Genomic DNA, 12,912 nt, shown 5'->3' with positions numbered 1-12,912 from the left:
TACCTTGGCTCAGGTATTGCTGACCTAGACCAACCGAAACGCAGCACGCCCCAACCTCTCACGTTGTGCAAGGCACCCATTAAGGAGCTTCGGATGAAACAGCTTTTCCTGGCCTCTCTGTTAGGCGCGAGCATTGCCCTGTCGCACACGGCGTTCGCCGCCGACACCGACCTCAAAGCCCTGGAAGACGCCGCCCGCAAGGAAGGCACCGTGAACAGCGTCGGCATGCCCGATGCCTGGGCCAACTGGAAAGGCACCTGGGCCGACCTCGCCAGTAAGTACGGCCTCAAGCACATGGACACCGACATGAGCTCGGCCCAGGAAGTGGCCAAGTTCGACGCCGAGAAGGACAACGCCAGCGCCGATATCGGTGACGTCGGCGCCGCCTTCGGGCCGATCGCGGTGGCCAAGGGCGTGACCCAGCCGTACAAGCCGAGCACCTGGGACCAGGTCCCGGACTGGGCCAAGGACCAAGACGGTCACTGGGCCCTGGCCTATACCGGCACCATCGCCTTCATCGTCAACAAGCAACTGGTGAAGGAAGCCGACATCCCGAAAACCTGGCATGACCTGGAAAAGGGCAAGTACAAGGTTGCCATCGGTGACGTCGGCACTGCCGCCCAGGCCGCCAACGGCGTGCTGGCCGCGGCGATCGCCTACAAGGGCGACGAGAAGAACATCGAGCCGGGCCTGCAGCTGTTCACCAAGCTGGCCCAGCAGAAGCGCCTGTCGCTCGCCAACCCGACCATCCAGACCCTGGAAAAGGGTGAAGTGGAAGTCGGCGTGGTCTGGGACTTCAACGGCCTGAGCTATCGCCAGCAGATCGATCCGAATCGCTTCGAAGTGCTGATTCCGTCCGATGGCTCGGTAATCTCCGGCTACACCACCATCATCAACAAGTACGCCAAGCACCCGAACGCCGCCAAGCTGACCCGCGAATACATCTTCAGCGACGCCGGCCAGACCAACCTGGCGATCGGTCACGCCCGTCCGATCCGCGCCGAGCACCTGAAGCTGCCGGCCGAGGTGCAGGCCAGGCTGCTGCCGAACGAGCAGTACCGCGCGGCCCAGCCGATCAAGGACGCCGCGGCCTGGGAGGCCACCTCCAAGGCCCTGCCGCAGAAGTGGCAGGAGCAAGTGATCATCGAGATGGAATAAGTGGTTCCAGGGCCGCTGCGCGGCCCTTCGCGAGCAAGCTCGCTCCCAAAGGAACAGCGCTGACCTGGCCTTGTGGGAGCGAGCTTGCTCGCGAAGGACCGCACAGCGGTCCCCGTCCCACCCGGCCCCGGAGCCCGCAACATGAAGCACAACGTCATCCTGGTCCTCCTAGACGGCCTCAACCACCAGGTCGCCCACCACGCCATGGGCCACCTGCACGCCTACGTCGAAGCCGACCGCGCCGCGCTGTACCGCCTCGAATGCGAACTGCCGGCCCTGTCGCGGCCGCTGTACGAATGCATCCTCACCGGCGTGCCGCCCATCGACAGCGGCATCGTGCACAACCAGGTGTCGCGCCTGTCCAACCAGCGCAGCATCTTCCACTACGCCCGCGAAGGTGGCGTGAATACGGCCGCGGCGGCCTATCACTGGGTCAGCGAACTGTACAACCGCACGCCCTTCGATCCGGTCCGCGACCGCCACACCCACACGCCGAAGCTGCCGATCCAGCACGGCCTGTTCTACTACGCCGACCACTACCCGGACTCACACCTGTTCGCCGACGCCGAGTACCTGCGGCGCAAGTACCGACCCGGCTTCCTCCTGGTGCACCCGATGAACATCGACGATGCCGGCCACCGCCACGGCCTGGACAGCAGCCAGTACCGCAACAGCGCGCGCTCGGCCGACATCCTGCTCGCCAACTACCTGGCCACCTGGCTCGCCGAGGGCTACCAGGTGCTGGTGACCGCCGACCACGGCATGAACAACGACCGTTCGCACAACGGCCTGCTGCCGGAGGAGCGCGACGTGCCGCTGTTCGTCTTCGGCGACGGCTTCAGCCTCGACCCCAACGCCAAACCCCAGCAAACCGAACTGTGCGGCACCATCTGCCAGTTGCTCGGGGTCGCCCATGACAAACCCGTCTGCCGGGAGCTGCTCTCGTGAATCCGCTGTCTCGTGGCAAGTGGCTGGCGCTGCTGTGCCTGCTGCCCTTCGCCGTGTTCTTCATCATCTTCCAGATCGCCCCGCTGGCCTGGGTGGCGATCCACAGCCTGCAGGCCGAAAGCGGCTGGGGCCTGGACAACTTCAGCAAGATCTTCGCCTCGAAGTTCTATCGCCAGGCGATCCAGCACAGCCTGGAGATCAGTTTCTGGTCGAGCCTGTTCGGCATCTTCATCGCCGTGCTCGGCAGCTACTCGCTGCAGCGAGTCGATTCGCGCCTGCGTGACTTCGTCAACGCCTTCGCCAACATGACCAGCAACTTCTCCGGGGTGCCGCTGGCGTTCGCCTTCATCATCCTGCTGGGCTTCAACGGCGCGCTGACCATGGCCCTGAAGCAGGCCGGGCTGATCGAGGATTTCAACCTGTATTCCAAGACCGGGTTGATCATCCTCTACACCTACTTCCAGATCCCGCTCGGCGTGCTCCTGCTCTACCCAGCCTTCGACGCCCTGCGCGAAGACTGGCGCGAGTCCGCCGCGCTGCTTGGCGCCAATGCCTGGCAGTACTGGCGGCATATCGGCCTGCCGGTGCTGACCCCGGCGCTGCTCGGCACCTTCGTCATCCTCCTGGCCAACGCCCTCGGCGCCTATGCCACGGTGTATGCCCTGACCACCGGCAACTTCAACGTGCTGCCGATCCGCATCGCCGCCCTGGTGGCCGGCGACATTTCCCTGGACCCGAACCTGGCCAGCGCCCTGGCGATCATCCTGGTCGGACTGATGACCCTGGTGACCCTGGTCCACCAATGGCTGCTGAAGAGGAGCTACCATGTCGCGCGCTGAACCTGGCCGCAGTGCCCTCTACCACCGCCTGGTGGTCTGGGTGCTGTTCCTGATCCTGCTCCTGCCACTGGCCGGCACCCTGCTCTACTCCCTGGCCACCAGCTGGTCGGCGAGCCTGCTGCCCAGCGGCCTGACCTTCAAGTGGTACCTGGCGCTGTGGAGCGATCCGCGCTTCCTCACCGCCTTCGCCCAGTCGCTGCTGGTCTGCGTCGGTGCCCTGCTGTTGTCGGTGCTGCTGATCCTGCCGCTGCTGTTCGTCGTGCATTACCACTTTCCGAAGCTCGACGGGCTGATGAACATCCTCATCCTGCTGCCCTTCGCGGTGCCGCCGGTGGTGTCCTCGGTGGGCCTGTTGCAACTCTATGGCTCCGGGCCGATGGCCATGGTCGGCACGCCGTGGATCCTGATCGGCTGCTATTTCACTGTGGCCCTGCCGTTCATGTACCGGGCGATCACCAACAACCTCCAGGCGATCAACCTGCGCGACCTGATGGACGCCGCCCAACTGCTCGGCGCCAGCACCTGGCAGGCGGCGTTCCTGGTGGTCCTGCCGAACCTGCGCAAGGGCCTGATGGTGGCCTTGCTGCTGTCGTTCTCGTTCCTCTTCGGCGAATTCGTCTTCGCCAACCTGCTGGTGGGCACCCGCTACGAGACCCTGCAGGTGTACCTCAACAACATGCGCAACAGCAGTGGCCACTTCAACAGCGCCCTGGTGATTTCCTACTTCCTCTTCGTACTGGTGCTGACCTGGGCAGCCAACCGCCTGAACAAGGACAAGACCTGATATGAGCTTCGTCAGCATCCAGAACCTGGAAAAGACCTACGCCGGCAGCCCGGTGTTCAAGGACATCAACTTCACCATCGCCCGCGGCGAATTCATCACCCTGCTCGGCCCCTCCGGCTGCGGCAAGTCGACCCTGCTGCGCTGCATCGCCGGGCTGACCCCGGTGGACAGCGGCCAGATCCTGCTCGACGGCCACGACCTGGTGCCGCAGAGCCCGCAGAAGCGCGGGATCGGCATGGTGTTCCAGAGCTATGCGCTGTTCCCCAACATGACCGTGGCGCAGAACGTCGCCTTCGGCCTGCGTATGCAGAAGGTCACCGGCCAGGACAGCCGGAGCCGCGTCGACGAAGTCCTGCGCATGGTCGAGCTGCAGGACTTCGCCGGGCGCTACCCGCACCAGCTGTCCGGTGGTCAATGCCAGCGCGTGGCCCTGGCCCGCTCGCTGGTGACCCGCCCGCGCCTGCTGCTGCTCGACGAGCCGCTGTCGGCGCTCGACGCGCGCATTCGCAAGCACCTGCGCGAGCAGATTCGCGGCATCCAGCGCGAACTGGGCCTGACCACGGTGTTCGTCACCCATGACCAGGAAGAAGCACTGACGATGTCCGACCGCATCTTCCTGATGAACGAGGGCAAGATCGTCCAGAGCGGCGACGCCGAGACGCTCTACACCGCGCCGGTGGACGCCTTCGCCGCCGGCTTCATCGGCAACTACAACCTGCTCGACGCCGAGAGCGCCAGCCGCCTGCTGCAGCGTCCGGTGAACGCTCGCCTGGCGATCCGCCCGGAAGCCATCGCCCTGAGCCTGGACGGCGCGCTGGAGGGCCAGGTGCGCAGCCACAGCCTGCTCGGCAACATCATTCGCTACCGGGTCGAGGCCCGGGGCGTCGAACTGCTGGTGGACGTGCTCAACCGCTCGTCCGCCGATCTCTATCCGGACGGACAACGGGTATCCTTGTCGATCGATCCAACTGCCCTGCGCGAAGTCGCCTAGGGATGCATGGGAGTTTTCTTGAATGGCTTTAGCGATCTTCGATCTCGACGAAACCCTGATCCACGGCGACTGCGCTTCGCTGTGGAGCGAGCAGATGGCCCGCCTGGGCTGGGTCGACGGCCCCTCGTTCCTGCGCCGCGACCATGAACTGATGGAGGCGTACGGCAAGGGCCACCTGGCCATGGAGGACTACATGGCCTTCAGCCTGGAGCCCGTGGCCGGGCGCACGCCGGAGGAAGTCGAACATCTGGTGGAGCCGTGGGTGGAAGACTTCATCGAGCCGATCATTTTCAGCGATGCCTGCCGGGTGATTGCCGAGCACCGTCGGCAGGGCGACCGGATCCTGGTGATCTCGGCCTCGGGCAATCACCTGGTCGGGCCCATCGCGGCGCGACTGGGGATCGATGAATTCCTGGCGATCGACCTGGAAGTGGCCAATGGCGTCTATACCGGCCGTACGCAAGGCGTGCTGACCTACCGCGAGGGCAAGATCACCCGCTTGCTGGAGTGGCTGGATCAGGAAGAGGAAAACCTGGAAGGGGCGAGTTTCTACTCCGACTCGCGCAACGACCTGCCGCTGCTGTTGAAGGTGGATCACCCGCATGTGGTGAACCCGGATCCGGTGTTGCGCGAGCATGCCGAGAAGAATGGCTGGCCGATCCTGGCCTGGACCTGAGGTGGTTTCGGGGACCGCGTTGCGGTCCTTCGCGGGCAAGCCTCGCTCCTACAGGAAATCTGAGTTGCCTGTAGCGAAGGGTCGCAACGCGGCCCCAAATGCCTAAACCAGGGTCGGATCGACCACCAGCACCAGCTTCCCGGAAACCTGGTTCCCCGCCAGTTCCTCGAAGGCCGACTGCGCATCCGCCACCGGGTAGCTGCCCACCAGTTGCGCCTTCAACCGGCCCTCGCTGAACAACGGCCAGACCTGCTGATGCAGGTCGCGGAGCAGATCCGCCTTGAACTGGTCGTCACGGTTGCGCAGCGTCGATCCGGTCAGCTGGATCCGCTTGCCCAGCAGCAACGCCAGATCCAGATCCGCCTTGCGCCCGCCCATCAGGCCGATGATCACCCAGCGCCCGTCCCGACCCAGCAGCTTGAGGTTCAACGCGGCATAGTTGGCGCCCACCGGATCGAGCACCACATCGAACGGGGCGAAATCGTTCAGCGCCTCCAGGTCGTCGCCACGCACCACGCCACCGCTGGCCCCCAGCGCCTCGCAGTAGGCCAGGCGATCGGCCGAGCCGACGCTGACCCAGCACGGGCTGCCGAAGGCCTTGCACAGCTGGATACCCGCCGACCCGACGCCACTGGCCCCGGCGTGCAGCAGCACCTTCTCACCGGGCCGCAGACCGCCCAGCTGGAACAGATTGAGCCAGGCCGTGGCATACACCTCCGGCAGCGCCGCCGCCTCGTGCAGGCTCAGGCCTTCCGGCACCGGCAACACGTGACGGCCATCGACCACCACTTCCTCGGCCATGCCGCCGCCAGCGAGCAGCGCGCAGACCCGGTCACCCACCTGCCAGGACGCACCGGCGCCCACCTCGACGATCACCCCGGAACATTCCAGCCCCAGGTATTCGCTGGCACCCGGCGGCGGCGGGTAGAGCCCCGCGCGCTGCAGCAGGTCGGCACGGTTGAGGCCGGCGGCGGCAACACGAATCCGCACTTGACCTACATCGCAGGCCGGGCTTGGCGCCTCAACCCACTCCACATGTCCGTCAACGCCTTGCAATGCCTTCACAGTGCCTCCATAGTTGATGTCAAGACCGAGCCTGGCGCTTGTAGCGCCAGGCTTTTTGCATTATGCGACCGGATCTTCTGGAACCGGCGAATCAAAGACGGCCCACTATGCGTTATCAATTGCCCCTGCGTCGAATCGGCATGAAGCACTTTATTCCGTCCACCGCCCTCGCCCTGCTGATCGGCCTCGCCAGCCTGCCCTTCGCGGGCACGGCACTGGCGGCCAACAGCTGGGAATCGCTGCAGCCGGATCGCGATCAGGTGGTCGCCAGTCTCAACGTGGTCGAGCTGCTCAAGCGCCATCACTACAGCAAGCCGCCGCTGAACGATGCACGTTCGGTCATCATCTACGACAGCTACATCAAGCTGCTGGATCCGGCGCGCAGTTATTTCCTGGCCAGCGACATCGCCGAGTTCGACAAGTGGAAGACCCAGTTCGACGATTTCCTCAAGAGCGGCAACCTGCAGCCCGGCTTCGATATCTACAAGCGCTACCTGGACCGGGTGAAATCGCGCCTCGACTTCACCCTCGCCGAGCTGAACAAGGGCGTCGACAAGATCGACTTCAATGCCCGTGAAACGCTGCTGGTGGACCGCAAGGACGCCCCCTGGATCAAGACCGGCGCCGAACTCGACGACCTCTGGCGCAAGCGCCTGAAGGACGAGGTCCTGCGCCTGAAGATCGCCGGCAAGGAACCCAAGGCCATCCAGGAACTCCTGACCAAGCGCTACAAGAACCAGCTGGCGCGCCTGGACCAGACCCGCTCGGAAGACATCTTCCAGGCCTACATCAACACCTTCGCCCAGTCCTACGACCCGCACACCAACTACCTGTCGCCGGACAACGCGGAAAACTTCGACATCAACATGAGCCTGTCGCTGGAAGGTATCGGCGCGGTGCTGCAGAGCGACAACGACCAGGTCAAGATCGTCCGCCTGGTGCCGGCCGGCCCGGCAGCCAAGACCAAGCAGGTCGCCCCCGCCGACAAGATCATCGGTGTCGCCCAGGGCGACAAGGAAATGGTCGACGTGATCGGCTGGCGCCTGGACGAAGTGGTCAAGCTGATCCGCGGTCCGAAAGGCTCGGTGGTGCGCCTCGAAGTGATCCCGGCGAGCAACGCGCCGAACGACCAGACCAGCAAGGTGGTGTCGATCACCCGCGAAGCGGTCAAGCTCGAAGAGCAGGCAGCGAAGAAATCCGTGCTCAACCTCAAGCAGGACGGTCGCGACTACAAGCTCGGCATCATCGAGATCCCGGCCTTCTACCTGGACTTCAAGGCCTACCGTGCCGGCGATCCGGACTACAAGAGCACCACCCGCGACGTGAAGAAACTGCTCACCGAGCTGCAGAAGGAAAAAGTCGACGGCGTGGTCATCGACCTGCGCAACAACGGCGGCGGTTCCCTGCAGGAAGCCACCGAGCTGACCAGCCTGTTCATCGACAAGGGCCCGACCGTACTGGTGCGCAACAGCGATGGCCGCGTCGATGTACTGGAAGACGAAAACACCGGCGCCTTCTACAAGGGCCCGCTGGCCTTGCTGGTGAACCGCCTGTCCGCCTCGGCGTCGGAGATCTTCGCCGGTGCCATGCAGGACTATCACCGCGCCCTGATCATCGGCGGCCAGACCTTCGGCAAAGGTACCGTGCAGACCATCCAGCCGCTCAACCACGGCGAGTTGAAACTGACCCTGGCCAAGTTCTACCGGGTTTCCGGGCAGAGCACCCAGCACCAGGGCGTGCTGCCGGACATCGACTACCCGTCGATCATCGACACCAAGGAAATCGGCGAAAGCGCCCTGCCCGAAGCCATGCCATGGGACACCATCCGCGCGGCGATCAAACCGGCCAGCGATCCGTTCAAACCGTTCCTCGCACAGCTCAAGGAACGCCATGACACGCGCAGCGCCAAGGACGCGGAGTTCGTCTACATCCGCGATCGCCTGGCCCTGACCCAGAAGCTGATGAGCGAGAAGACCGTCAGCCTCAACGAGCAGGAACGCCGCGCCCAGCACACTGATATCGAAGGCCAGCAACTGGCGCTGGAGAACATCCGGCGCAAGGCCAAGGGCGAGGAACCGCTGAAGGAGCTGAAGAAGGAAGACGAGGACGCGATCCCCGCCGAACCGGATGACAGCAAACCGGAGGACGATGCCTACCTGAGCGAGACCGGACGCATCCTGCTGGACTACCTGAGCCTGAATTCGGCGGTGGCCAAACACTGAAAACTCGCTGAATCGATAATGGCGAAATACCATGGAGTGATGGCATTGCGTCATTAAACAGTCATCAAACTGTCGTGAAATAAGGGACTGAACGCTGCCGGCGTTCAGTCCCTTTTTTTTCAAGGTAGTCGCGATATGACCATGACCGAACAGCTCAGCGCATTGAGTTCCATCCTGACTCAAGGCGGCTTGCACAGCCTGTTCCAGCCTATCGTCTGCCTTTCCGAACGGCGCATTCTCGGCTATGAAGCGCTGAGCCGCGGCCCGTCCAACAGCCCGCTGCATTCACCGATCAACCTGTTCGCCGTGGCCCGCCACGCCGGGCGCCTGACCGAGCTGGAAATCGCCTGCCGGGAAAGCGCCTGCCGCCGGTTCAGCCAGCAGCAGCTGGATGGCAAGCTGTTCCTCAACGTCTCGCCCGAGTCGCTGCTCGAGCCGCAGTACCAGTCCGGGCAGACCCTCAAGCTCCTCCAGCACCTCGGTATTCCGGCCAGCCAGGTGGTCATCGAGCTGACCGAGCAGACCCCCACCGACGACTTCCAGCTGCTCTACAACGCCCTGCACCACTATCGCGACATGGGCTTCTCGATTGCCCTGGACGACCTCGGCGCGGGCTACTCCAGCCTGCGCCTGTGGTCGGAGCTGCGCCCGGACTACGTGAAGATCGACCGCCACTTCATCGATGGCATCCATCTCGATGCGGTCAAGCGCGAGTTCGTCGGCTCCATCCTGCAGATCGCCAAGGCGTCCCGCGCCCAGGTGATCGCCGAGGGCATCGAGCTGGCCGAGGAACTGACGGTACTGACCGAGATGGGCGTGGACCTGGTCCAGGGCTACCTGCTCTGCCGTCCGCAGGAGCATCCGCCGCAGGACATCACGCACCTGCTGCCGGGCCCGGTCCTTACCAGCCTGCCGGTGCTGGCCGAGGAGGTGTCCGATCTCGGCGCCCTGCTCATCGAACAACCGGCGGTCACCGGCGATACCGCCACACCGCTGGTGCTGGAAGCCTTCCGCCGCCAGGCCAACCTCAACTCCCTGGCGGTGCTGGACGAGCAGGAACGGCCGTGCGGCATCGTGCATCGCCATTCGCTCTCCGATGCCCTGCTCAAGCCGTTCGCCACTGACCTGTTCGCGCGCAAGCCGATCAGCCGGCTGATGAGCGACGACTTCCTCGCCGTCGAGCTGAGCCAGTCCCTGCAGACCGTCAGCCGCCTCCTCACCAGCCGCGCGCGGCAACGTATCGAGGAGGATTTCATCATTACCCACCAGGGTCGCTATGTCGGCCTGGGCCGGGTGATCGATGTGCTCAAGCTGATCACCGAACAGAAGATCCAGCAGGCGCGCTACGCCAACCCGCTGACCCTGCTGCCTGGCAACGTGCCGATCCAGCAGTGCCTGGCGCGCCTGCTGCAACAGCAGCGCCGGGCGGTGATCTGCTATGTCGACATCGACAGCTTCAAGCCCTTCAACGATATCTACGGTTACGCCCGGGGCGACGAAGTCCTGCTGTGCCTGGCGCAGTGCCTGAGCGAGCGGGTCGATCCGAGCCGCGACTTCGTCGGGCATATCGGCGGCGACGATTTCATGCTGGTGCTCGGTTCGCAGGACTGGCAGCAGCGCCTGAACGTGCTGCTGGAGGCGTTCCACAAGCAGTGCCGGCGCTTCTACCGCAGCGAACACCTGGAGGCGGGCTGCTTCATTGCCCACAACCGCTTGGGCCAGCGCCAGGAGTTTCCGTTGCTGTCGCTGTCGATCGGCGTGGTGCAACTGCACCCGGAAGCGTGCGCGCAACTAGATGCGGGGCAACTGGCGGACATGGCCTCGCAGGCCAAGCACCATGCCAAGGAAGTGGCCGGGGCCAGCGTGTACCTGATCGATACCGCGGCGGCCTGACGGGCCTCAGCGCTGGCAAGCGCAGAGGCCGTCGAAGTCTCAGTCTTCTTCGGGATAACTGAACTCGAACACCCGCACCACCTCCGAGGCGTGCCAGGAAGCCGCCGCCATGCCATCCGACGGCCCGGAAAAACGTCCCAGGCGCTCGACGCACTCGAAGAAGCCGGTGCGCGGCAAGCGACTCGCGCCCTGGCTGATCACCAGCGAGCTGCGCAACGGCTGCTCGGCACGGGCATCGAGCAGCGCCAGGTACTCCAGGGCGGCGGTCAGGGTCTGCATCGCCGGGCTGGGCAACTGCAGGCGCTCCAGCAACGCACGGTAGGTCAGCAGGTGGCGCTGCCGGCGGGCGACATCCAGCTCGCCGAGCAGCCCTTCCCAATGCTGACGGCTGATCCGTACGGCGCTCATGACGCATCGCTCCAGCCCGGCAGGCCCAGCTCCCAGGCCAGGCTGCGACGAATCGCCGAGTCAGGCTGGCGCTCGCCACTTTCGATCATCGCCAGATAGGCCGGGCTGATCCCGACCTTGCGCGCCAGTTGCTCGGCCGCCAGGCCCTTGGCCTGACGCAACGCGGCCAGCTCGCTGAAGGCTGGCGCGCTGGCCGGAGTGGAAGAGGCTGAAGTGCTGCTGTCTACGCTGGCGGCAACCGCCTCCGGTTGGCCCGCCGCCTTGAGTAACGCCTGATATTGATCCCAGGGAACAACCGCGTACTCGGGTTGACCATCTCGGCTGATAACCTGAATAGCCATTACAACCCCCTTGTCGGACTTCTCGCATGTAATCTGTAGGCATAATCGTTATGCCAATAATATTACCAGCCAACAGGGGAATTGCAGCACGCCGCGCTCGTCAGCCGCGATTTTGCTCCAGGCGCAGGGCTTCGGGGGTATCCGGCAGACGCTCCACCACCCGCAGCTTTTCCGGCGACTGACGCTGGCGCCAGGCGCGAAACGCCTCCAGTTCGTCGCCGACGGTCTTCAGTACCCAGCCGAGCACGGCGATGTCATCCAGCAGGCCGACGCCCAGCAACCAGTCCGGAATCGCGTCCAGCGGGCTGACGAAATACAGCAGGCCGGCAACGATGGTCACCAGCGCCTTGGGGCTGATCTCCCGGTATTCGCCGCGCCACCAGGCCACGCACAGGGCCTGCAGCAGACGCACGTCTTCCTTCAGTTGCCCCAGGCGCGGGCCCTTGCGCGCCACGGCGAACAGCAGCGCCGGCAGCCGGCCACGGCTGAGCAGACGTTCGGCGAGAGGCAGGAAGCGGGCGAAATTCCACGGTGCTTTCATGTGACCTCCATCAGCGGTGCCAGGAAGGTTATCCACATTAATTGTGGATAACCTTGTGAACAGAGCTTCGTTTCGAGCCCGGGGCTCCCGGCAGACAAGGGCCGGGGTCGAATCGGGCGTTTTTTACACACTTGTTTCATTGCGCAATCGTCTAGCGGAAGGATCCGTGAACACTGTCACACAGCATCGCGCCCTGCCACAAAAACGACAACGCCCCGTGGTTACGGGGCGTTGGACAACAGCGACAGCCAGATTACTTGGCCGGGGCTGCCTCTTTGGCCGGAGCGGCGTCCAGCTCAGGAACTTCGAGCTTGGAGACGTCCTTGATGCCCAGCAGTTCCAGGTCGAAGACCAGGACCGAGTTGGCCGGGATCATCGGGCTCGGGCTCTGGGCGCCGTAGGCCAGGTCGGCCGGGATGAACAGCTTGACCTTCTCGCCCACGTGCATCAGTTGCAGGCCTTCGACCCAGCCCGGAATCACGCCGCTGACCGGCAGGTCGATCGGCGCGCCGCGCTCGACGGAGCTGTCGAAGACCTTGCCGTCGATCAGCTTGCCTTCGTAGTGAACGGTGACCACGTCGGTCGGCTTGGGCTGAACGCCCTCGGCCTTCTTCACGACTTCGTACTGCAGGCCGGAAGCGGTGGTGACCACACCAGGCTTCTTGCCGTTTTCCTCGAGGAATTTCTTGCCGGCCGCGGCGGATTCTTCGCTCAGCTTGGTCAGGCGCTCTTCAGCGCGCTTCTGCAGCGAGGCGAAGGCTTCGATCAGCTCCTCGTCCTTGATGCGCTGCTCCTTCTTGCCGATGGCGTCTTCGATGCCCTGGGCGACAGCCTTGGAATCGAGATCGTCCATGCCTTCCTGAGCCAGGCTCTTGCCCATGTTCAGGCCGATACCGTAGGAGGCCTTCTGTGCCGGGGTTTTCAGCTCGACGCTGGTCTGCGAATCGCAACCCGCCAGGACCAGGCTAACCAGGGCAACCGCAGCCGCCAACCGATGCTGTTTCATGCTATTTCCTTGTTCATCCGCCAAAGGGGCAATCGAATAA

The 12,912-nt window shown here is 64.3% G+C and carries 13 protein-coding genes; 8 read left to right on the top strand and 5 right to left on the bottom strand.

The window, feature by feature from the left end:
* Window positions 1-93: 93 nt before the first annotated feature.
* From RTI28_RS09215 to RTI28_RS09190, 6 genes are all read left to right on the top strand, one after another.
* Complete coding sequence (locus RTI28_RS09215; RefSeq protein WP_316920163.1) at window positions 94-1,158, top strand: ABC transporter substrate-binding protein; 1,065 nt, start codon at window positions 94-96, stop codon at window positions 1,156-1,158.
* A 141-nt stretch (window positions 1,159-1,299) separates the two neighbouring features.
* Complete coding sequence (locus RTI28_RS09210) at window positions 1,300-2,106, top strand: alkaline phosphatase family protein (protein WP_316920162.1); 807 nt, start codon at window positions 1,300-1,302, stop codon at window positions 2,104-2,106.
* Window positions 2,103-2,945: an ABC transporter permease subunit gene (locus RTI28_RS09205; RefSeq protein WP_316920161.1), complete on the top strand. Its 843-nt coding sequence runs from the start codon at window positions 2,103-2,105 to the stop codon at window positions 2,943-2,945. The genes RTI28_RS09210 and RTI28_RS09205 overlap by 4 nt, the downstream gene beginning before the upstream one ends.
* On the top strand, window positions 2,932-3,729 hold the full coding sequence (locus tag RTI28_RS09200) for an ABC transporter permease (protein ID WP_316920160.1): 798 nt from the start codon (window positions 2,932-2,934) through the stop codon (window positions 3,727-3,729). Before RTI28_RS09205 ends, RTI28_RS09200 begins: the two co-directional genes overlap by 14 nt.
* Window position 3,730: 1 nt before the next feature.
* Window positions 3,731-4,720, top strand: coding sequence for an ABC transporter ATP-binding protein (locus tag RTI28_RS09195; protein WP_316920159.1), 990 nt, complete (start codon window positions 3,731-3,733; stop codon window positions 4,718-4,720).
* Window positions 4,721-4,742: 22 nt separating this feature from the next.
* Entirely contained in the window at window positions 4,743-5,396 is a 654-nt protein-coding gene (locus RTI28_RS09190; RefSeq protein ID WP_042127907.1) for an HAD family hydrolase, read from the top strand.
* A gap of 102 nt (window positions 5,397-5,498) precedes the next feature.
* On the opposite strand, the gene RTI28_RS09185 is transcribed toward RTI28_RS09190, so the two are convergent.
* A complete protein-coding gene (locus tag RTI28_RS09185; RefSeq protein ID WP_316920158.1) occupies window positions 5,499-6,461 on the bottom strand; it encodes an NAD(P)H-quinone oxidoreductase in 963 nt (320 codons plus the stop codon).
* Window positions 6,462-6,601: 140 nt separating this feature from the next.
* Here RTI28_RS09185 and RTI28_RS09180 point away from each other — a divergent pair, with 140 nt between their 5' ends.
* Together RTI28_RS09180 and RTI28_RS09175 are read left to right on the top strand one after the other, a co-directional pair.
* Window positions 6,602-8,683, top strand: coding sequence for a carboxy terminal-processing peptidase (locus RTI28_RS09180; RefSeq protein ID WP_316920157.1), 2,082 nt, complete (start codon window positions 6,602-6,604; stop codon window positions 8,681-8,683).
* Between the two features lie 135 nt (window positions 8,684-8,818).
* Window positions 8,819-10,576 (top strand): bifunctional diguanylate cyclase/phosphodiesterase, encoded by a 1,758-nt coding sequence (locus RTI28_RS09175; protein WP_316920156.1) that lies wholly within the window; start codon window positions 8,819-8,821, stop codon window positions 10,574-10,576.
* 39 nt (window positions 10,577-10,615) lie between these two features.
* Here RTI28_RS09175 and RTI28_RS09170 read toward each other — a convergent pair whose 3' ends face one another.
* The 4 genes from RTI28_RS09170 to RTI28_RS09155 form a co-directional block, all read right to left on the bottom strand.
* A complete protein-coding gene (locus tag RTI28_RS09170; RefSeq protein WP_316920155.1) occupies window positions 10,616-10,984 on the bottom strand; it encodes a hypothetical protein in 369 nt (122 codons plus the stop codon).
* A complete protein-coding gene (locus tag RTI28_RS09165) occupies window positions 10,981-11,325 on the bottom strand; it encodes a helix-turn-helix transcriptional regulator (protein WP_316920154.1) in 345 nt (114 codons plus the stop codon). Before RTI28_RS09165 ends, RTI28_RS09170 begins: the two co-directional genes overlap by 4 nt.
* A 100-nt stretch (window positions 11,326-11,425) precedes the next feature.
* Window positions 11,426-11,866: a YkvA family protein gene (locus tag RTI28_RS09160; protein ID WP_316920153.1), complete on the bottom strand. Its 441-nt coding sequence runs from the start codon at window positions 11,864-11,866 to the stop codon at window positions 11,426-11,428.
* Between the two features lie 253 nt (window positions 11,867-12,119).
* Window positions 12,120-12,872: an FKBP-type peptidyl-prolyl cis-trans isomerase gene (locus RTI28_RS09155; protein WP_316920152.1), complete on the bottom strand. Its 753-nt coding sequence runs from the start codon at window positions 12,870-12,872 to the stop codon at window positions 12,120-12,122.
* Window positions 12,873-12,912: the final 40 nt, after the last annotated feature.

The organism is Pseudomonas sp. zfem002 (assembly GCF_032621685.1).
Lineage (GTDB): Bacteria > Pseudomonadota > Gammaproteobacteria > Pseudomonadales > Pseudomonadaceae > Aquipseudomonas > Aquipseudomonas japonica.
Note: the sequence above shows the minus strand (reverse complement) of the source record. Positions and strands in the feature narration are given on the sequence as shown.

What these genes read in the sequence shown, in the direction of transcription:
- RTI28_RS09155 (WP_316920152.1), bottom strand. Translation starts at nt 12,872, where the DNA reads ATGAAACAGCATCGGTTGGCGGCTGCGGTTGCCCTGGTTAGCCTGGTC.
- RTI28_RS09165 (WP_316920154.1), bottom strand. Translation starts at nt 11,325, where the DNA reads ATGGCTATTCAGGTTATCAGCCGAGATGGTCAACCCGAGTACGCGGTT.
- RTI28_RS09200 (WP_316920160.1), top strand. Translation starts at nt 2,932, where the DNA reads ATGTCGCGCGCTGAACCTGGCCGCAGTGCCCTCTACCACCGCCTGGTG.
- RTI28_RS09195 (WP_316920159.1), top strand. Translation starts at nt 3,731, where the DNA reads ATGAGCTTCGTCAGCATCCAGAACCTGGAAAAGACCTACGCCGGCAGC.
- RTI28_RS09175 (WP_316920156.1), top strand. Translation starts at nt 8,819, where the DNA reads ATGACCATGACCGAACAGCTCAGCGCATTGAGTTCCATCCTGACTCAA.
- RTI28_RS09210 (WP_316920162.1), top strand. Translation starts at nt 1,300, where the DNA reads ATGAAGCACAACGTCATCCTGGTCCTCCTAGACGGCCTCAACCACCAG.
- RTI28_RS09180 (WP_316920157.1), top strand. Translation starts at nt 6,602, where the DNA reads ATGAAGCACTTTATTCCGTCCACCGCCCTCGCCCTGCTGATCGGCCTC.
- RTI28_RS09170 (WP_316920155.1), bottom strand. Translation starts at nt 10,984, where the DNA reads ATGAGCGCCGTACGGATCAGCCGTCAGCATTGGGAAGGGCTGCTCGGC.
- RTI28_RS09215 (WP_316920163.1), top strand. Translation starts at nt 94, where the DNA reads ATGAAACAGCTTTTCCTGGCCTCTCTGTTAGGCGCGAGCATTGCCCTG.
- RTI28_RS09190 (WP_042127907.1), top strand. Translation starts at nt 4,743, where the DNA reads ATGGCTTTAGCGATCTTCGATCTCGACGAAACCCTGATCCACGGCGAC.
- RTI28_RS09160 (WP_316920153.1), bottom strand. Translation starts at nt 11,866, where the DNA reads ATGAAAGCACCGTGGAATTTCGCCCGCTTCCTGCCTCTCGCCGAACGT.